Annotated in this window: 15 protein-coding genes and 1 tRNA gene; 9 read left to right on the top strand and 7 right to left on the bottom strand. The window is 68.4% G+C overall.

What is annotated here, in order from left to right; all coding sequences use genetic code 11:
* Positions 1 to 110 precede the first annotated feature (110 nt).
* A complete protein-coding gene (locus tag B0B01_RS09765; protein ID WP_234967745.1) occupies positions 111 to 1,094 on the top strand; it encodes a GlxA family transcriptional regulator in 984 nt (327 codons plus the stop codon).
* Between the two features lie 583 nt (positions 1,095 to 1,677).
* On the opposite strand, the gene B0B01_RS09760 is transcribed toward B0B01_RS09765, so the two are convergent.
* From B0B01_RS09760 to ndk, 4 genes are all read right to left on the bottom strand, one after another.
* A tRNA-Arg gene (locus tag B0B01_RS09760) sits at positions 1,678 to 1,754 on the bottom strand.
* Between the two features lie 70 nt (positions 1,755 to 1,824).
* Positions 1,825 to 2,961 carry an N-acetylglucosamine-6-phosphate deacetylase gene (gene nagA, locus B0B01_RS09755; protein ID WP_076649693.1) on the bottom strand — a complete coding sequence of 379 codons (1,137 nt, stop codon included), beginning with the start codon at positions 2,959 to 2,961 and terminating at the stop codon, positions 1,825 to 1,827.
* A complete protein-coding gene (locus tag B0B01_RS09750; RefSeq protein WP_076649692.1) occupies positions 2,954 to 3,832 on the bottom strand; it encodes a glucosamine kinase nucleotide-binding domain-containing protein in 879 nt (292 codons plus the stop codon). Before B0B01_RS09750 ends, nagA begins: the two co-directional genes overlap by 8 nt.
* 166 nt (positions 3,833 to 3,998) lie before the next feature.
* Positions 3,999 to 4,421 carry a nucleoside-diphosphate kinase gene (ndk, locus tag B0B01_RS09745; RefSeq protein ID WP_076649691.1) on the bottom strand — a complete coding sequence of 141 codons (423 nt, stop codon included), beginning with the start codon at positions 4,419 to 4,421 and terminating at the stop codon, positions 3,999 to 4,001.
* A 119-nt stretch (positions 4,422 to 4,540) separates the two neighbouring features.
* Between ndk and B0B01_RS09740 the strand changes: the two genes are divergently transcribed.
* The 3 genes from B0B01_RS09740 (at position 4,541) to B0B01_RS09730 (ending at position 7,690) form a co-directional block, all read left to right on the top strand.
* On the top strand, positions 4,541 to 6,418 hold the full coding sequence (locus B0B01_RS09740) for an ABC-F family ATP-binding cassette domain-containing protein (protein ID WP_076649690.1): 1,878 nt from the start codon (positions 4,541 to 4,543) through the stop codon (positions 6,416 to 6,418).
* A gap of 1 nt (position 6,419) precedes the next feature.
* Positions 6,420 to 7,040 (top strand): MarC family protein, encoded by a 621-nt coding sequence (locus B0B01_RS09735; RefSeq protein WP_076649689.1) that lies wholly within the window; start codon positions 6,420 to 6,422, stop codon positions 7,038 to 7,040.
* 68 nt (positions 7,041 to 7,108) lie between these two features.
* The gene (locus tag B0B01_RS09730) at positions 7,109 to 7,690 is read left to right on the top strand and encodes a retropepsin-like aspartic protease family protein (RefSeq protein WP_076649688.1); all 582 of its coding nucleotides are present in this window, start codon (positions 7,109 to 7,111) and stop codon (positions 7,688 to 7,690) included.
* 6 nt (positions 7,691 to 7,696) lie between these two features.
* Here the strand turns inward: B0B01_RS09730 and B0B01_RS09725 are convergent, their stop codons facing one another.
* From B0B01_RS09725 to B0B01_RS09715, 3 genes are all read right to left on the bottom strand, one after another.
* A complete protein-coding gene (locus B0B01_RS09725) occupies positions 7,697 to 8,536 on the bottom strand; it encodes a phosphatase PAP2 family protein (RefSeq protein ID WP_076649687.1) in 840 nt (279 codons plus the stop codon).
* 150 nt (positions 8,537 to 8,686) lie between these two features.
* Positions 8,687 to 9,151, bottom strand: a complete 465-nt coding sequence (locus B0B01_RS09720; protein ID WP_076649686.1) for a DNA polymerase III subunit chi — start codon at positions 9,149 to 9,151, stop codon at positions 8,687 to 8,689.
* A 6-nt stretch (positions 9,152 to 9,157) separates the two neighbouring features.
* The gene (locus B0B01_RS09715) at positions 9,158 to 10,648 is read right to left on the bottom strand and encodes a leucyl aminopeptidase (RefSeq protein WP_076649685.1); all 1,491 of its coding nucleotides are present in this window, start codon (positions 10,646 to 10,648) and stop codon (positions 9,158 to 9,160) included.
* 189 nt (positions 10,649 to 10,837) lie between these two features.
* Between B0B01_RS09715 and lptF the strand changes: the two genes are divergently transcribed.
* From lptF to pdxA, 5 genes are read left to right on the top strand one after another with little or no spacing between them, the layout of a single operon-like run.
* Positions 10,838 to 11,977 (top strand): LPS export ABC transporter permease LptF, encoded by a 1,140-nt coding sequence (lptF, locus tag B0B01_RS09710; RefSeq protein WP_076649684.1) that lies wholly within the window; start codon positions 10,838 to 10,840, stop codon positions 11,975 to 11,977.
* On the top strand, positions 11,974 to 13,077 hold the full coding sequence (lptG, locus tag B0B01_RS09705; protein ID WP_076649683.1) for an LPS export ABC transporter permease LptG: 1,104 nt from the start codon (positions 11,974 to 11,976) through the stop codon (positions 13,075 to 13,077). Before lptF ends, lptG begins: the two co-directional genes overlap by 4 nt.
* Positions 13,077 to 15,245, top strand: a complete 2,169-nt coding sequence (locus B0B01_RS09700; protein WP_076649682.1) for an LPS-assembly protein LptD — start codon at positions 13,077 to 13,079, stop codon at positions 15,243 to 15,245. The genes lptG and B0B01_RS09700 overlap by 1 nt, the downstream gene beginning before the upstream one ends.
* The gene (locus B0B01_RS09695) at positions 15,236 to 16,504 is read left to right on the top strand and encodes a peptidylprolyl isomerase (RefSeq protein WP_076649681.1); all 1,269 of its coding nucleotides are present in this window, start codon (positions 15,236 to 15,238) and stop codon (positions 16,502 to 16,504) included. Before B0B01_RS09700 ends, B0B01_RS09695 begins: the two co-directional genes overlap by 10 nt.
* Positions 16,501 to 17,478, top strand: coding sequence for a 4-hydroxythreonine-4-phosphate dehydrogenase PdxA (gene pdxA / locus B0B01_RS09690; protein ID WP_076649680.1), 978 nt, complete (start codon positions 16,501 to 16,503; stop codon positions 17,476 to 17,478). Before B0B01_RS09695 ends, pdxA begins: the two co-directional genes overlap by 4 nt.
* Positions 17,479 to 17,520: the final 42 nt, after the last annotated feature.

Genomic DNA, 17,520 nt, shown 5'->3' with positions numbered 1-17,520 from the left:
TGGTGTCGCGGCCCTGTCGGGCGCGGGGCACCCGCATGGCGGGCCGAATTACGGGCGGCCGGCGGTAACGAGGGGGAAAAGGAAACGCAGTGAAGGAAAGACCAAGTGCCGTGACAGAAGCGGAGCGCTCTGCCACCAGCCCCCGCCGCTTTGTGTTCGTGCTGCTCGAGCAATTCACCCTGCTCTCCTTTGCTTCTGCCGTCGAAAGCCTGCGCATCGCGAACCGCATGGCGGGGCGGCGGATTTATGACTGGCTGCTGGTCGGCGAAGGCGGCGATACCGCCACCTGTTCGACCGGTGCGCAGTTCAAGCTGGATGCGGGGCTCGACGAATTCAACCGCGATGACACGATCCTGATCTGCGGCGGGCTCAAGGTGCAGGCGGCGACCACGCGCACCCTGCTGAACTGGGTGCGGCGCGAGGCACGCAAGGGGCTGGTGATCGGCGGGCTCTGCACCGCATCCTACGTGATGGCCCGGGCCGGGCTGCTCGACGGCAAGCGCGCGACGATCCACTGGGAAAACGCCGACGGCTTCAGCGAGGATTTCGCCGATGTGAACCTGACCCACTCGGTCTTTACCATCGACGGCAACTGCCTCACCACCGCCGGCGGGACAAGTTCGCTCGACCTGATACTGAAGCTGATCGCCGACGATCATGGCGCCGACCTCGCCAATGCGGTGGCCGATCAACTGATCTATTCCAGCATCCGCACCGATCACGACGTGCAGCGCCTTTCGGTTCCGGCCCGCATCGGAGTGCGGCACCCGAAGCTTGCGCAGGTGATCCACATGATGGAACAGAACATCGAGGAACCGATCACCCCCTCGCTTCTGGCGCAGCATGTGGGCATGTCCACCCGCCAGCTTGAGCGGCTGTTCCGGCGCTATGTGAACCGCTCGCCCAAGCGCTATTACATGGAACTGAGGCTGGCCCGTGCCCGCAACCTCCTGATGCAGACCGACATGAGCGTGATCAACGTGGCCCTGGCCTGCGGATTTGCCTCTCCGAGCCATTTCTCCAAATGCTACCGCGCCCATTACGGCACCACGCCCTACCGCGAGCGCGGCAGCCAGGCGCCCGGCATGACCTGACATATGCGCCTGACATCTACGCCCTGCCGCGGCCCCCGCCGGGGCCGGGACATTTCGTGACCAACACGACAGGGCACCGGGCCAGCCGGCAACAGGTGGTCAAGAGGGACAATATCTGATCGAGCGTTCGGCCTGCCGGTGAGTGCCGGTCTCTTCGAAGGTCCGGTTCGGATGCGTATGGCGGTGGACACGGATATGCCCCGCCATCGGGCGGCGGCATCACGACCGTCGCCCTTGACGATCTCAGACCGCATTGCTCGGGAGCGCGCGCCAAGCGCTCGTCTCGCTATGGCGACAGGGGGCGCCCAGCGCATGGAGGCGGCGGGCCGTCATTCACGGTTTGCCGCACGCCGCATACGGATCGCGAGAGCCCGCGCATCGCATCGGCCAAAGCCGGAGCTACTGCATCGCAGATTGGCGCATGGACGGGACATGCCAGCCTGTCCGATGTCGCGCACCACACCCGGCAGGCGGATCAAAAGGGGATTCCGGGTGCGGAATCCTCGCAGGCCATGGAAACCGGCGTGCGCGAGCTTTCAAAAGCGCCAAATTAACCAATTAAATCAACGCTGTTTTGGGGTGGTGGCGGACCGAGGAGGATTCGAACCCCCGACCCCTTGATTCGTAGTCAAGTACTCTATCCAGCTGAGCTATCGGTCCACGGCTGCGGGAGATAGACGCGACCGGGCGGTAATGCAAGGCGAAACTTCGGATTATTTCCGCAGCCCCGTCAGCCCTGCCAGAGATCGCCGCTATCGGCCCGCAGGTGCAGATCCGCGCAAAGGTGAATGACATTCCCCGCCCGCAGCCGGCCCTGCCCCATGTCGTCGCGCAGCAGCGCGGCCGGGATGCCCGTCGCGCGCCGGATCGCCCGGGCCGGGCTTTCGCCGGCCCTGCCGACAAGAACCCGCAGCGCACCGGCCATATCCAGGTCCGCCCCGGCAAGGGTGCCGTCCTCCAGCACGAGCCGCCCTCCCATGCGCCGGACCCGGCGTCCGTTCAGATCAAAGCCCGGAACGGCACTTGCAGCGGTGGCCATGGCGTCGCTCACCAGAAAGACCTGGCCCGGCCCCTGCTTGGCGGCAAGCGCGACCTGCATCACCACCGGATCCACATGAAACCCGTCGGCGATCAGCCCGCAACTGATCCGTCCATCTGCAAGCGCCGCGCCGACAAGGCCCGGCGCCCGCGAAAGAAGCGGCTCCATGGCATTGAACAGATGCGTCACGCAGCGCGCTCCGGCGTCGAAAGCCGCCCGCGCCTGCCCGTGGTCGGCGGCGCTGTGCCCGACCGAGACGATCACGCCCGCGGCGGCAAGCTGCGAAATCTGCGCACCCGTCACCGCCTCGGGCGCAAGCGTCACCATCAGGTTGGGAAGCCGCGCCGCCGCCTCGCAGAGAAAGCGCAGATCCGGCTCCTCCATGGGGCGGATCAGCCCGGCCGCATGGGCGCCCTTCCGCGCCGCAGAAAGATGCGGCCCCTCGAGATGCAGCCCCACGATCCCCGGCACCCCGGCGGCCATCGCCTGCTCCACCGCCGCGACCGCGGCGCGGACCTGCGCGGGGGTGTCGCTGATCAGCGTCGGCAGGAAGGCGCGGGTGCCAAGCCTATGATGGGCGCGCGCGATCACCCGGAGCGTCGCAAGCGACGGCGCGTCATTGAACATCACCCCGCCGCCGCCGTTCACCTGCAGATCGACAAAACCGGGCAGCAGGATCCCGCCCCCCAGATCGCGCCGCCGGCAGCCCTCGGGCAGATGCCCGGGCGGCACGATCCGCAGATCCGCGCCGGAACGCCAGAGCGCCATGTTCCGGTGCAGCGCGGTGCCGTCATGAATATCGGCGCCCAGAAGGGCAACATCAGCCATCCGCAAGCCGCGCCGCAAGCCGCAGCGCCCCGTCCACCGCACGCCCGAGCGGGCGGACGACGCAATCGCGGATGTCCTCGGGAAGGTAGGGCGCGTAATGTGGCGACACCCCGCCGAAGGCACAGACAGCCTCTCCCGACCCGCGCCCGAGACGCTCAAGCGCCCGGCAGATGTAATCCGCGCCCCGCTCCATCATCTCGCGCCCCGCCTGATCACCCTGCGCCGCCTCGCGCACGACGAGCGGCGCAAATTCCGCGAACCAGCCGGGCGGCGCGACAAGCGACCTGTGCGCCAGCATGGCCGGATCGCCGCCCACGCTCCCGAGCACCGCGCGCGTCACCTGTCCATGTTCGCGCAACCCGTCCACGGCCAGCAGCGCCGCCTCCACCGCTCCCCGCCCGAGCCAGGCGCCGGAGGCCTGATCGCCGCAGACGAATCCCCAGCCGCCGACGAAACGCGCCGCACCGTCGCGGCTGCGGGCGATGAAACTTCCGGTGCCGATCGCCAGCACCACCCCGTCCGCGCCACCGAGCGCCCCGGCCAGCACGGTCGGGCGGTCGTCGGTGACGCGCAGGCGGGCGAAATCGAACCGGGCCGCCATCGCCTCGCCCTCCGCCTCCGACATCACCCCCGCAAGGCCGAGATGCGCATGGGCGTGGCGCAGCGCGTCCGCGCCGATCCCCGCCCCGGCGGCGGCCTCGTCAAGTGCTGCGCGAATGTTGGCCGCAGCCTGATCGGGGTCGGCGGACACGTTCCCCGGCCCGCCGGCCGCCTCGGCCAGCACGCAGCCCGTGGCATCGGCGATGGCAACCCGGCAGCCGCTGCCGCCGCCATCCACCCCGATCAGATATGCGGGCCGGGCCGGGTCCATCAGCCGGCCTTGCCGCAACACGGGCGCGGGGCGCCGTTACATGCCTTCTTCTGGCCGGAAATATCCCCGCCGGAGGCATGAAATCTCTGCCCCGACGCAGACGGCACCACCACCGCCGGAGCAGCCCGCCCCGGCCGCCCGGCCCCGCCCGCGGCACGGCATCCCATCAGCCGACGATCTCGAGACCCGAAAAGAAATAGGCGATCTCGACCGCGGCGGTTTCCGGCGCATCCGATCCATGGACCGAATTCTCGCCCACGCTCTCGGCGAATTCGGCGCGGATGGTTCCGGGTGCCGCGTCGGAGGGGTTGGTTGCGCCCATGATCTCGCGGTTGCGGGCAATGGCGTTTTCGCCCTCGAGCACCTGCACCACCACCGGGGCCGAGGACATGAATTCGCAAAGCTCGTCATAGAAGGGGCGCTCGCGGTGCACGCCGTAGAACTCGCCGGCCTGCGCCCTGGTCATATGGATGCGCTTCTGCGCGACGATGCGCAGCCCGGCTTCCTCGAACTTGGCGTTGATCCGCCCCGTGAGGTTGCGGCGGGTCGCGTCGGGCTTGATGATCGAAAACGTGCGCTCGAGGGCCATCGGTCTTTCTCCTGTAACGAATTGAGGTCGCGCGCGCCCTAGCATGGGCGCCCCGCCGTGGGAAGTCCGGAGTGGCGGCGCGGATTGACAGGCCCCCGCGGCTGCGCCACATCCCTCCCATGCTGCGCATCGACGACATTTCCTTTTCCATCGCCGGCCGCCCCCTTCTCGGGGGTGCAAGCGCGGTGATTCCGGACGGGCACCGGGTCGGGCTGGTCGGACGCAACGGCAGCGGCAAGACCACGCTCTTTCGCCTGATCCGGGGCGAGCTTGCCCTCGAGGGCGGCACGATCTCCCTGCCGTCGCGGGCGCGCGTCGGCGGCGTGGCGCAGGAGGCGCCGGGTGATGACACGCCGCTCATCGACACGGTGCTGGCCGCCGATACCGAGCGCGCCGCGCTGCTGGCCGAGGCCGAGACGGCCACCGATGCCGCCCGCATCAGTGAGGTGCAGACGCGCCTTGCCGATATCGACGCCTGGTCGGCCGAGGCGCGCGCCGCCGCGATCCTGCGCGGGCTGGGCTTTGCCAACGAGCAGCAGCAGATGCCGAGCCGGGCCTTCTCGGGCGGGTGGCGGATGCGCCTTGCGCTCGCCTGCGTGCTCTTTGCCCGCCCTGACCTTTTGCTGCTCGACGAGCCGACCAACTACCTCGATCTCGAAGGCGCGCTCTGGCTGGAAAACTACCTGATCCACTATCCGCACACGGTCATCATCATCAGCCACGACCGCGACCTGCTGAACCGCACCGTGACCGGGATCCTGCATCTGGATCAGGGAAAGCTCGGCTATTACAGCGGCAATTACGACCAGTTCGCCCGTCAGCGCGCCGAACGGCGGGCCCTGCAGGCCGCCGCGGCAAAGAAACAGGAGGCGCGGCGCGCCCATCTCCAGGGGTTCGTCGATCGTTTCCGCGCCAAGGCCAGCAAGGCGCGTCAGGCCCAGAGCCGCATCAGGATGCTCGAGCGGATGGAGACGATCCGCTCGCCCGAGGACGAGGCGCGCACGGTGTTCACCTTCCCCGCCCCCGAGGAACTCGCCCCGCCGATCCTTGCGACCGGGAACGCCAGCGCGGGCTATGGCGACCGCGTGGTGCTGACCGGGCTCGACCTGCGCATCGACCAGGACGACCGGATCGCGCTTCTGGGGCGCAACGGTCAGGGCAAATCGACGCTGGCGAAGCTGCTCGCCGGGCGGCTTGAAACCATGGAAGGGCGCGTGACGCGGGCCGCGAAGCTGCGCGTCGGCTTCTTCGCCCAGCACCAGGTCGATGAACTCCGGCTCGACGAAACCCCGCTCCAGCATCTGGCCCGCGCACGCCCCGATACGGCGCCGTCCCGGCTGCGGGCGCAGCTTGCCGGTTTCGGCCTCGGCGCGGATCAGGCGGATGTCACCGTCGGGCGGCTGTCGGGCGGGCAGAAGGCGCGGCTTTCGCTGCTGCTCGCGACATTGGACGCGCCGCATCTGCTTATTCTCGACGAGCCGACCAACCACCTCGACATCGAATCGCGCGAGGCGCTGATCGAGGCGCTCACCGCCTATCCGGGCGCGGTGGTGCTGATTTCCCACGACATGCATCTGCTCGGCCTGGTCGCCGACCGGCTCTGGCTGGTCTCGGGCGGCCGCGTCGCGCCCTATGAGGGCGATCTGGAAAGCTACCGCGCGATGCTGCTGGCACCGGAAAAAACCGCCGCATCCGGCAAGGCCACGGCAGGCAAGGCATCCGCCGCGCCCGGAGCCGCCCGGTCCGCCCGCCCGACCCGCGAGCGGATCCTCGCGCTGCGCTCGGAGGTCAGGAAGGGCGAGGCACGGGTCGAGAAGCTGACCGAAATGAGCGATCGCCTCGTGCAGAAACTGGCCGATCCCGCACTTTACGAAGCCGGCCGCGAGGGCGAGGCGGACGTCTGGCAGCGCAAGTATGCCGAGGTGCGCGAGGGGCTGGAGCGGGCCGAGGCGATCTGGCTCGCGGCGCTCGAAAAGCTCGAATCGGCCGAGCAGTAGCGTGGACAGCGCCTATCTCATAACCGCTTTCGTCACCCTCTTCGTGGTGATCGACCCGATCGGGCTCGCGCCGATGTTCCTTGCGCTGACACAGGGCGACAGTGCCGCGCGCCGCCGCACCATCGCGCTGCGCGCCTGCCTGACCAGCATCGTCGTGCTGACCATCTTCGCGGCCTTCGGGGAAACGGTGCTCGGATTCGTCGGCATCTCCATGGCCGCGTTCCAGATCGCCGGGGGGCTTTTGCTGTTCGTCACCGCCTTCGACATGCTGTTCGAGCGGCGCAGCAAGCGGCGCAAGGGGCAGGCCGACGAGGACGACGGCGACGATCCGTCCGTGTTTCCGCTCGCGATCCCGCTCATCGCCGGGCCGGGGGCCATCACCTCGATGATCCTGCTCACCGGACAGCAGCCCGGGCTGCACGGGCTTGTGCTGGTGCTTGGCGTCATGGTGGCGGTGATCGCGCTCGCGCTTTTGCTGTTCCTGGCCAGCGGGACGCTCGAACGCGCTCTGGGGCGGACCGGGATCAACGTGGCGACCCGGCTGTTCGGAATGCTGCTTGCGGCGCTTTCGGTGCAGTTCGTGCTGGACGGGCTGCATGCCTTCGGCCTGTTCGGCGCCTAGGTGACAGCCGCGGCGCGCGCCCCCATATGAACCGCATCCCCATTCAAGGCGCAGTCAGGGAACAAGCGATGGATCAATGGCAGATCGGTAACGCCGCCTATCTGGTGCTGCTCGGCGCGGTGCTGGTGTTCTGGTTCTTCGTCCAGAACCGGCAGAGCCTTGGCCGCGTGGCACAGCAGGCCATCGCCTGGGGGCTGATCTTTCTCGGCGTGATCGCGGCGGTCGGGCTCTGGGGCGATATCCGCCGCACCGTGCGCCCGAGCCTCGGCACCGTCACCGGCGAAGGGGCGATCACCGTGCCGCGCGCCCCGGACGGGCATTACTATCTGACGCTCGCGATCAACGACCGCCCGGTCGAATTCCTGGTCGATACCGGAGCATCGGAAATGGTGCTGTCGCAGCGCGACGCGGCGCGGGTCGGCATCGACACCGACGATCTGGCCTATACCGGGCAGGCGATGACCGCGAACGGGGTCGTGCGTACGGCACCGGTGCGGCTCGACAGCGTGAGCGCCGGGCCGATCAGCGACCGCGACCTGCGCGCCTGGGTCAGTGCCGGGGAAATGCCGGGCTCGCTGCTCGGCATGGGCTATCTCCAGCGCTGGTCGAGCGTGCACTTCCAGGACGGAACGCTCGTGCTGACGCGCTGAAGCGCCTCAGGCCCCGCCCGCCCCTCGCGGCGGGCGCGCAGCAAGCGACGGCAGCCCCCGCCCGGACACCGGCCGAAAAATGACGCCACGCCCCGCCATGAACCGTGCAATCCATGCGGCGGCAACGATTCCGATGGCAAAGCCCGCGACCACATCGGTCGGATAATGCATCCCCGCCGCAAGCCGGCCGAGCAGCATCAGCAGGGCCGCCGGCAGCACCAGCCCCCGCCAGCGCGGCAAAAAGATCCAGAGCGCCACGAGCAGGATCCCGGTCATCATGGAATGCCCCGAGGGGAAACTTTCGAACGCATGGCCGCCGTGGAACGGTTCAAGATGAAGCGAGCCGTATTCATCCATCAGGGCGGGGCGTGCACGCCCGGCGGTGCGCTTGCCGATCTCGACCGGGATCCCGGCCACGAGGATCGACAGGATCAGGAAGGTCGCGAAGTCGTGCAGGCGCGCGATCCGGCGGCGCCACGGGGCGCCATCCGCGCCGCGCAGGACGAAGCAGGTCAGCACCCAGACGACGACCGAGAGCGCCAGCCAGTAGACCGCCTTCACCGCGCTGGTGACGAGGCGCGCCACCTCCATCAGCCAGAGATCGCTGGTCATGGCACCCCGCACGATCGGTGCATCCCAGCGATGCAGCACCACGAGCACAAGCGGCAGCAGGATGACCGCGAGGGTCATCCACAGCGTCCAGGCCGCGGGCGCCCCCTTGCCCCGGGGGGCGGCCAGCCCGGACAGCAGCGCGCCGAATTCGCGCAATGGGGCGGGAACGCGGCGCCCGCCCGGCTTTGGGCGGATCGCGGCCGGGTGGTCGTCGCTATGGTTGCGTGGCTCCATTCCTCATGTTCCTCCATGCGCATCGCGGGTTGCGTCATGGCCCGGCGGGCCACGGGCGGCAAGCAAAGCGGTGGCCTGCGCGTGGATTTTCACCGCCGCTCCCGAATTCTGCGGCAGGCGCACAACAGGCGGAGGGGCGGGCCGGCGCGCTCAGCCGCTTTCGGCCTTCATCTCCCAGGTGCCGGAGTCCTCGGACCAGTATTGCGCCGCACATCCCGCGCCGACCAGGTCCTTCCATTGCGCGCGGGCGTGGCTCACGGCCGCGCCGTCACCCCCGTCAAAGATCACGCAGGCGCGCGCGACCGCGCCGGCCTCTTCCGCGGCAAGGGGCGCGCCATCGACGCAGATCAGGCAGTGCGGCGCATTCGCCGCCGCCTGCCCCGCCACGGTCAGCAGCACGGGCTGTTGCGCATCATCAGCACCACCGGCGAGCCCGTGCGGCAGGAAGGAATCCTTGCGCGCGGTCCAGAGCAGATCGTCAAGCCAGCGCATCCGCCCCCCATCGGTGCCGCGCAATTCGATCCGCCAGTCGGCCCCGCGCGCACGATCCAGGAGCGCCGGCAGCATGGATTCCAGCGGGCGCCGCGTCAGGTGGTAGAAAAAGACCTCGCCCATCGCTCCCTAGTCGCCGTTTTCAAAACGATCCGCCACCAGCCGGTTCAGCGCCGCGACACCCCATCCGGTCGCGCCCTTGGGGGCATAAGCCGTGCCCTCCTTGATCATCGCCACACCGGCGATGTCGAGGTGAATCCAGGGCGTGCCCTCCTTGACGAAGCGCTGCAGGAACTGCGCCGCGGTGATCGAGCCGGCCGCGCGCCCGCCCACGTTCTTCATGTCGGCGACGCGCGATTTCAGCATGTCGTCATAGGCCTTGCCGAGCGGCATCCGCCAGGCGCCCTCGCCCTCGGTCTTCGCCGCCGCGAGAAAGGCATCGCAGAGCGCGTCGTCATTGCTGAAGACGCCGGCGTTTTCATGGCCAAGACCGATGATGATCGCCCCCGTCAGCGTCGCCAGATCAATGATGCCTTCTGGATTGAACCGCTCCTGCGCATACCAGAGCACATCCGACAGCACGAGCCGCCCTTCGGCGTCGGTGTTGATGATCTCGACCGTGTCGCCCTTCATGGAGCGCACCACATCGCCCGGGCGCACGGCATTGCCCGAGGGCATGTTCTCGACGATGCCGACCAGCCCGACCACATTGGCTTTGGCCTTGCGCCGCGCCAGCGCCCGCATGGTGCCGGCGACCGTGCCTGCACCGCCCATGTCCATCGTCATGTCTTCCATGCCGGCGCCGGGCTTGAGCGATATGCCCCCGGTGTCGAACACCACCCCCTTGCCGACCAGCGCCAGCGGCGCGCGTCCCTGCTCGCCGCCCTGCCACTCCATCACCACGACCTTCGAGGGGCTGTCCGACCCCTGCCCGACCGCCAGAAGGTTGCGCATGCCGAGTTCGGCAAGGCGGTCCTCCTCCAGCACCTCGACCTTGAGGCCGAGATCCTCCATCGCCCGCAGCCGCTCGGCGAATTCACTCGTGGTCAGCACATTCGCGGGCTCGTTCACCAGATCGCGCGTCATATGCACCCCCTCGGCCACCGCCAGGAGCGGGGCGAGCGCCGTCTCGGCGGCCTCCGGGTCCGAAATCTGGATGGTCACGGGCGCGGGGTCGAACGGTGCGTCCTCGCCTTCCTTCGCGGTCTTGTGCGCATCGAAGCGATAGGCGCGCAGGGCAATGCCCAGCGCAAGCTCGGCGCCGCGGCGCCGGCTGCCGAACATGACGAGCATCGGCTTGCCGCCGGCCAGCGCCGCGAGCTTCGCCCCCGCCTTGCGCGCCGCGGTCGCATCGAAACGGCTGTCGAGCACCACCACGTCGAGCGCCTCGGCCGCCATCCCGCCCGGCCAGGCCAGCGTGATCACCTGCCCGGACTTCGCACGGGCGAACTCCCGGCTTTCGATCAGCCGCGCAAGGGCGCCCCGGGTCAGACGGTTGGCCCGCCGCGCGCCATGGTCCATCTTGCCCTCCGGCGGGATCACCACCGCGACGCGCCCTTCGGCCGAGGCCATCGCATCGAGATCGACCGGAGTGAAACGGATCGGGGTCAGGCTGCTCATGGCGCCTCCTTTCATGTGTGGCCTGCGCCGCACGCCCCGGTATCCTGCTGCGGGCGCGCCCGGCGCTCTGCCGCCCAGAGGTAACGCGGGCGCCTGCGCTTGACCAGATAGCAGTTTTCCCCGGCAGGCAATTGGATTAATGTCGCGCAAAACACGGGATCAATCGTCAGGGCCGCGGGGAGGGTCGCATTGTCGCGCTACGACAGATATGTTCTCTCGCGCCTGCTTCTGTTCTTCGGCTTCTTCGCATTGATCCTTGTCGCGGTGTTCTGGATCAACCGGGCGGTGGTGCTGTTCGACCGGCTGATCGGCGACGGGCAGTCGCTGCTGGTGTTCCTTGAATTTTCGGCGCTGGCCCTGCCCAACCTGATCCGCATGATCCTGCCCATGGCGGTCTTTGCGGCCGCCGTCTATGTCACGAACCGCATGCAGGGCGACAGCGAGATCACGGTGATGCAGGCCACCGGCACCAGCCCCTGGCGGCTTGCCCGCCCGCCGCTCGTATTCGGGCTGCTGGCGGCGCTGATGATGAGCGTGCTCACCCACCTGCTGCTGCCGGCCTCGATCAGCCAGCTTTCCGCGCGCGAGGCCGAAGTGGCGCAGAGCATCTCGGCGCGGCTGCTGAGCGAAGGCACTTTCCTGCACCCGGTCGCGGGCGTGACCTTCTATATCGGCCGCATCGACCCCGACAGCACGCTGAACGATATCTTTCTATCGGACCGACGCGATTCCGACCAGAGCGTCACCTATACCGCCGAGCGCGCCTATCTGCTGCGCGACGGCGAGCGGGCGAACCTGGTCATGGTGAACGGGATGGCGCAGCTTCAGGACAATCACGAGCACACGCTTTCGACCACGCGGTTCTCTGATTTCTCATACGACATCAGCGCGTTGCTTCCGAGTCGCGAGCCCGGCGCACGCAGCCTGCGCGAAGTGCCGACGATCGAGCTGCTGACGCGGGGCAGCGACATCGCCCGCGACGAGGGGTTCAATCCCGGCAAGCTCGCCGAGGAACTGCACCTGCGCTTTGCCCGGGCGCTGATCTGTGTCGCCGTGGCGCTGATCGGTTTCTCGACGCTCATGCTCGGCGGCTTCTCGCGCTTCGGCGTCTGGCGGCAGGCGCTGCTGGCCTTTGTGCTGGTGATCCTGCTCGAAGTGCTGCGCGGGCTGGTCTCGGGCCCGGTGCTGGCCGATGCCCGGCTCTGGCCGCTGGTCTATCTGCCCACGTTTGCGGGGCTTGCCGTGGCCGCGCTGTTCCTGCAGATCGCGGCCCGCCCGCCGGCCCTGCGGCTGCGCCGGCAGACGCGCGTGCGAGAGACCGCGGCATGATCCTCGACCTCTATTACGCGCGGCGCTTCCTGGGCAGCTTCCTGCTGGTCGCGGCCGTGTTCCTGAGCCTCATCCTGCTGGTCGATCTGATCGAGCAACTGCGCCGCTTCAGCGACTCGGACACGGGGCTTGCCCGGATCTTCGCGCTGACCCTCCTGAGCGCCCCGGGCGCCATCGACAAGATCCTGCCCCTGCTGATGATCCTGGCCACCATCGCGCTTTTCGTGGCCATGGCCCGCAGCAGCGAACTGGTGGTCACGCGCGCGGCCGGCCGGTCGGGGCTGCGCACGCTGGTCGCGCCGCTGGGCGTCGCGGCGCTGATCGGCGTGCTGGCGGTAACGATGCTCAACCCGATCGTGGCAACGACAGCGAACCGCTATCAGCGCCTCTCCGACATCTATCGCAGCGGCGATGCCTCGGCGCTCTCGCTGGGGAGCGAGGGGCTCTGGCTGCGGCAGGGCGGCGCCGAGGGACAGGCCGTGATCCATGCCGAGGACTACCTGCACGAACGGGGCGGCATCACCCTGCGGCAGGTGACGATCCTCGGCTATGGCCCATCGGGGGAGCCGAACCGGCGCATCCTTGCCGAAAGCGCGCGGCTGGGCGATGGCAAGTGGATCCTGGAAAACGCCAAGGTCTGGCCGCTCGCCAGTGATCTGAACCCCGAACACCGGGCGCGGACCCACTCCGAGATGACCCTTGCCACCACGCTGACACAGGCGCGGATCGAGGAAAGCCTCGGGCGGGCATCGGGGATTTCGATCTATGACCTGCCCGCCACCATCCGCGAACTGCGCGAGGCCGGATTCGCGACCCGCAGTCAGGAGGTCTGGTTCCAGTCCGAACTCGCGCGCCCGCTGTTCCTGATCGCCATGGTGCTGGTCGGCGCCGCCTTCACCATGCGCCACACCCGCCTTGGCGGCACCGGGGTTGCGGTGATCGCGGCGGTGCTGCTTGGCTTCGGGCTTTATTTCATCCGCGATTTCGCGCAGGTGCTCGGCGAGAACGGTCAGCTTCCGGTGATTCTTGCCACATGGGCGCCCCCGGTCGCGGCGATCCTGCTGGCGCTCGGGCTGCTGCTGCAGACAGAGGACGGCTGATGAGCAGGCGGCGGCATCTCCTATCGGCCCTTGCGGCGCTCATGCTTGCGATCATTCTGGCGTCGCTCGTGCTGCAATGGAGCGCGCTGGCACAGGAGACCCCGGCGGAGGGCACCGACCGGGAAGAGCGCGCGGTGCTCATGGCCGACACGCTTTACGTCACCCCCTCGCGCCAGCTCGTGGCCGAGGGCCATGTCGAGGCCCTGCACAACGATGTGCGCCTGACCGCGCAGCGCGTCACTTACGACGAGGCCAGCGGGCAGCTTGCCATCGAGGGGCCGATCCGGCTCGAGCGGGGCGCGGATGTCACGGTGCTGGCCAGCGCCGCCGAACTCGACCGCGAATTGCAGAACGGGCTGCTGCGGGGCGCGCGTATGGTGTTGAACCGGCAGGTGCAGCTTGCGGCGGTGCAGATGAACCGGGTCGGCGGGCGCTATACCCAGCTTTACACCACGGCCGTGACCTCGTGCCATGTCTGCGGCGACGGGCGCCCGCCGCTCTGGCAGATCCGGGCCCGCCGGGTGATCCACGACGAGGACGAGCAGCAGCTTTATTTCGAGGACGCGCGCCTGATGGTGCGCGGAGCGACGGTGATGGTGCTGCCGCGCTTCCGTCTGCCCGACCCCAACGTGAAACGCGCGCGCGGCTTTCTGGTGCCGACCATCCGCAGCACCAACCAGCTCGGCACCGGGATACGGGTGCCCTATTTCATCCCGCTCGGCGATCATCGCGACCTGACGCTGACACCCTATCTTTCGCCCAAGACGCGCACGCTCGGGTTCCGTTACCGGCAGGCGTTCCGCCGAGGCGAGATCCGCTTCGAGGGCGCCTATACCAGCGACGACCTGACCGACGACGCGCGCGGCTACCTGTTCGGCAGCGGACATTTCGACCTGAACCGCGGGTTCAACCTCGATTTCCAGATCCGCACCGCGAGCGACAAGGCGTATCTTGTGGATTACGGCCTGCCCGACACCGACCGGCTGCGCAACGAAGTGGTGATCTCGCGCTATCGCCGCAACGACGCGTTCCGCGCCGGGCTGATCTATTACGATTCGCTGCGCGATCTCGATTACCAGTCCACCCTCCCGACCATCGTGCCGAGCCTGCGTTACGAGCGGCGCTGGTTTCCCGACCGGATCGGCGGCGAATTGCGCATGGCCGTCGACGTGCAGGGCCATCACCGCAGTTCGAACCTCAATATCCTCGGACGCGATGTCATCCGCTCCACCGCCGACCTGAACTGGCGGCGCAACTGGATCATCGGCCCCGGCCTGCGCGCGGACTGGCGCGTTGGCATCGCCGCCGACATCTTCCGTATCTACCAGGACGACAGTTATGGCCACGACCTGTCCCGCGTCACGCCGTCGTCGGCGTTCAGCCTGCGCTATCCGATGACGAAGACCACGGCGGACGGCGCCACGCAGATGCTGGAGCCCATCGCCCAGATCGGCTGGGCCAGCACCCACGGGACCACGCCGCCGAATGACGAGAGCGCCTTTGTCGAATTCGACGAGGGCAACCTCCTGTCGCTGTCGCGGTTTCCCGCCCCCGACCGGCGCGAGGACGGATTCACTTTTGTCTACGGCGTGAACTGGGCGCGCTTTGCGCCTTCGGGCTGGCAGGCTTCGGCCAGTATCGGCCAGGTGTTCCGCCAGGACGCGGATCCGGGCTTTACCCGCACCTCGGGGCTTTCGGGGAAGGCATCGGACATATTGCTGGCCGGCCAGATCAGTTTCGAACGGGGCCTTGCGGTCAGCGGCCGCACCCTGCTCGACAGCGGTTTCGGCATCTCCAAGGCGGAACTGCGCGGCAGCTGGACCGGCAGGCGCACCGGTCTTGCCGGCACCTATCTCTGGCAGGGGATCGACCCCGACGAGGGCCGCGAAGAGGCGCTTTCGGAAATCTGGCTGGACGGGGCCTATGAAATCACCCCGAACTGGACCGGGCGGGCCAACCTGCGTTACGACCTGACCGATTCCAGCGCCACGCGCGCCGGCTTCGGGCTGGGATGGCAAAACGAGTGCGTCGCGGTCGATCTTTCGGTAAACCGGCGGTATACAAGCTCGACAAGTGTTGAGCCGACCACCGATTTCGGCTTTACCATTTCACTACGCGGCTTCACCGTGGAAAGCGGCAACGAGAAATACAGGCGATCATGCAGCTGAGAATATCCCTCCCGATTCCGTCCCTGCCCCGGTTCCGGCGCGGGCTGCGCCCATTTGCCTGCGGCCTTGCGCTGGCGATCGGCACCGCCCTCATGCCGCTGCCCGGGCTTGCGCAGAACCTGTTCGCCCCGGTCATCACGGTGAACGATGCCGCCATCACCGGGTTCGAGATCGAACAGCGGGCGCGGTTCCTGCACCTGCTGCGGGCGCCGGGCGACCCGATGCAGATGGCGCGCGAGGCACTGATCGAGGACCGGCTCAAGCAGCAGGCGATCCGGGACGCGGAGATCGAGATCTCCGAGGAGGACATCCGGGCAGGCATCGCCGAGTTTTCCCAGCGCACCGACCTGTCGCCCGAGGAATTCGTCGAAGCCCTGCAGCAGGGCGGCGTGAGCTATGAATCGCTGCGCGATTTCGTGTCCGTGAACGTCGGGTGGCGCGAATATGTGCGCACGACGTTCATGCCGCGCGCCGCCCCCTCCAAGGCGGAAATCGACCAGGCCCGGGCTGCCGGAAACAGCGGCAGCAGCGTGAGCGTGCTTTTGAACGAGATCATCGTGCCGGTCACCCCCGAGAACATGGATCAGGTCGAGGGTCTGGCCGAGGAACTGTCGAAAATCCGCGGCTTCGACGCCTTCGGCGAGGCGGCGAGGCGCTATTCCGCGTCGGAAAGCCGTCAGGCCGGCGGACAGATCCCCTGGATGGCGGTAAACGATCTGCCTGCCGGGCTGCGCCCGCTCATCATGGAGCTGAAGCCCGGCGAGGTGACGCCGCCGATTCCGCTTTCGAACGCGGTGGCGCTGTTCCAGATGCGCGAGATGCGCGAAACCGGACGCGACCGCGACGCCTATTCGAAGGTCTCCTATGCCAAGTACTACATTCCCGGCGGGCACAGCCCCGAGGGGCTGAAGCAGGCGGCCGAGGTCGCCGCGCGGGTGGATCGCTGCGACGACCTGTTCGGCATCGCCGCCGGGCAGCCGCCCGAGGTGCTGGAAAAGGTCGAACAGGCCCCCGGCGAGATCCCGCAGGACATCGCGATCGAACTTGCAAAGCTCGACCGCGGCGAGATCTCGACCACGCTGACCCGCAACAGCGGGCAGACGCTCCTGTTCCTCATGCTTTGCAACCGCACGGCCGAAAGCGCCGCCGAGGCATCGGATGACGACATCGGCAACATGCTGGCGCAGCAGCGCCTCGAGGCGTTTTCCGAAAACCAGCTGGCAAAGCTGCGCGGCAATGCGGTCATCACCGAGCGATGAGCGCGCCGATCGCGCTCAGTTGCGGCGAACCGGCGGGAATCGGCCCTGAAATCGCGGTGAAGGCGTGGCAGGCGCTGCGTGCGGATTGTCCGTTCTTCTGGGTGGGCGACCCCACCCATCTGCCGCCCGGCACGCCGTTTCGCGAGATTTCCGGGCCCGCCGAGGCAAACGCGGTCTGCGCCGCGGCGTTTCCGGTGCTGCCGCATCGGTTTGCCGCCCCGGCCCGGCCCGGCGAGGCCGATCCGCGCAACGCGGGTGACGTGATCCGGGTGATCGAGCGCTGCGTCGAACTGGTGCGGAGCGGTGAGGCTTCGGCGCTCTGCACCGCGCCGATCCACAAGAAGGCCCTGATCGACGGGGCCGGTTTCGCCTATCCGGGTCATACCGAGTTCCTGGCGGCGCTCGGGGGCGTCGAACATGTCGTGATGATGCTGGTCGGCGCCGGGCTGCGGGTGGTGCCGGCCACGATCCATATCGCGCTCGAGGACGTGCCGCGGCGGCTGACCCCGGCGCTGCTCGAGCGGGTGATCATGCTGACTGCGGCCGGCCTGCGTGAAAATTTCGCCATTGCCGCACCGCGCATCGCGGTGGCCGGGCTCAACCCCCATGCCGGCGAGGGCGGGGCCATGGGGCGGCAGGAGATCGAATGGATCGCCCCCCTGCTCGAGCGGCTGCGGCGGGAGGGGATGGACGTTCTCGGGCCGCTGCCGGCCGACACGATGTTTCACACCCGCGCCCGGGCCGGCTATGACGCCGCCGTCTGCATGTATCACGATCAGGCGCTGATCCCGGTCAAGACGCTTGCCTTCGACAGCGGGGTGAACGTGACGCTCGGCCTGCCGTTCCTGCGCACGTCCCCCGATCACGGGACCGCTTTCGATATCGCCGGCAAGGGCATCGCCGAAGCGGGCAGCCTGATCGCGGCGCTTGAGCTTGCGCGCGACATGGCCCGGCGTCGGGCGGGGCAGTCATGAGGGCGGCCGCGAGGGCGGCGGCCTCCGGGCGGGGGCTCTGCC

Source organism: Pontibaca methylaminivorans (genome assembly GCF_900156525.1).
Classification (GTDB): Bacteria; Pseudomonadota; Alphaproteobacteria; order Rhodobacterales; family Rhodobacteraceae; genus Pontibaca; species Pontibaca methylaminivorans.
Note: the sequence above shows the minus strand (reverse complement) of the source record. Positions and strands in the feature narration are given on the sequence as shown.

Bases quoted from the DNA above. Each gene is read 5' to 3' on its own strand.
- pdxA (WP_076649680.1), top strand. From the start codon at position 16,501: ATGAGCGCGCCGATCGCGCTCAGTTGCGGCGAACCGGCGGGAATCGGC.
- B0B01_RS09750 (WP_076649692.1), bottom strand. From the start codon at position 3,832: ATGGACCCGGCCCGGCCCGCATATCTGATCGGGGTGGATGGCGGCGGC.
- ndk (WP_076649691.1), bottom strand. From the start codon at position 4,421: ATGGCCCTCGAGCGCACGTTTTCGATCATCAAGCCCGACGCGACCCGC.
- B0B01_RS09695 (WP_076649681.1), top strand. From the start codon at position 15,236: ATGCAGCTGAGAATATCCCTCCCGATTCCGTCCCTGCCCCGGTTCCGG.
- B0B01_RS09720 (WP_076649686.1), bottom strand. From the start codon at position 9,151: ATGGGCGAGGTCTTTTTCTACCACCTGACGCGGCGCCCGCTGGAATCC.
- B0B01_RS09730 (WP_076649688.1), top strand. From the start codon at position 7,109: ATGGATCAATGGCAGATCGGTAACGCCGCCTATCTGGTGCTGCTCGGC.
- B0B01_RS09700 (WP_076649682.1), top strand. From the start codon at position 13,077: ATGAGCAGGCGGCGGCATCTCCTATCGGCCCTTGCGGCGCTCATGCTT.
- nagA (WP_076649693.1), bottom strand. From the start codon at position 2,961: ATGGCTGATGTTGCCCTTCTGGGCGCCGATATTCATGACGGCACCGCG.
- B0B01_RS09725 (WP_076649687.1), bottom strand. From the start codon at position 8,536: ATGGAGCCACGCAACCATAGCGACGACCACCCGGCCGCGATCCGCCCA.
- lptG (WP_076649683.1), top strand. From the start codon at position 11,974: ATGATCCTCGACCTCTATTACGCGCGGCGCTTCCTGGGCAGCTTCCTG.
- B0B01_RS09740 (WP_076649690.1), top strand. From the start codon at position 4,541: ATGCTGCGCATCGACGACATTTCCTTTTCCATCGCCGGCCGCCCCCTT.
- B0B01_RS09715 (WP_076649685.1), bottom strand. From the start codon at position 10,648: ATGAGCAGCCTGACCCCGATCCGTTTCACTCCGGTCGATCTCGATGCG.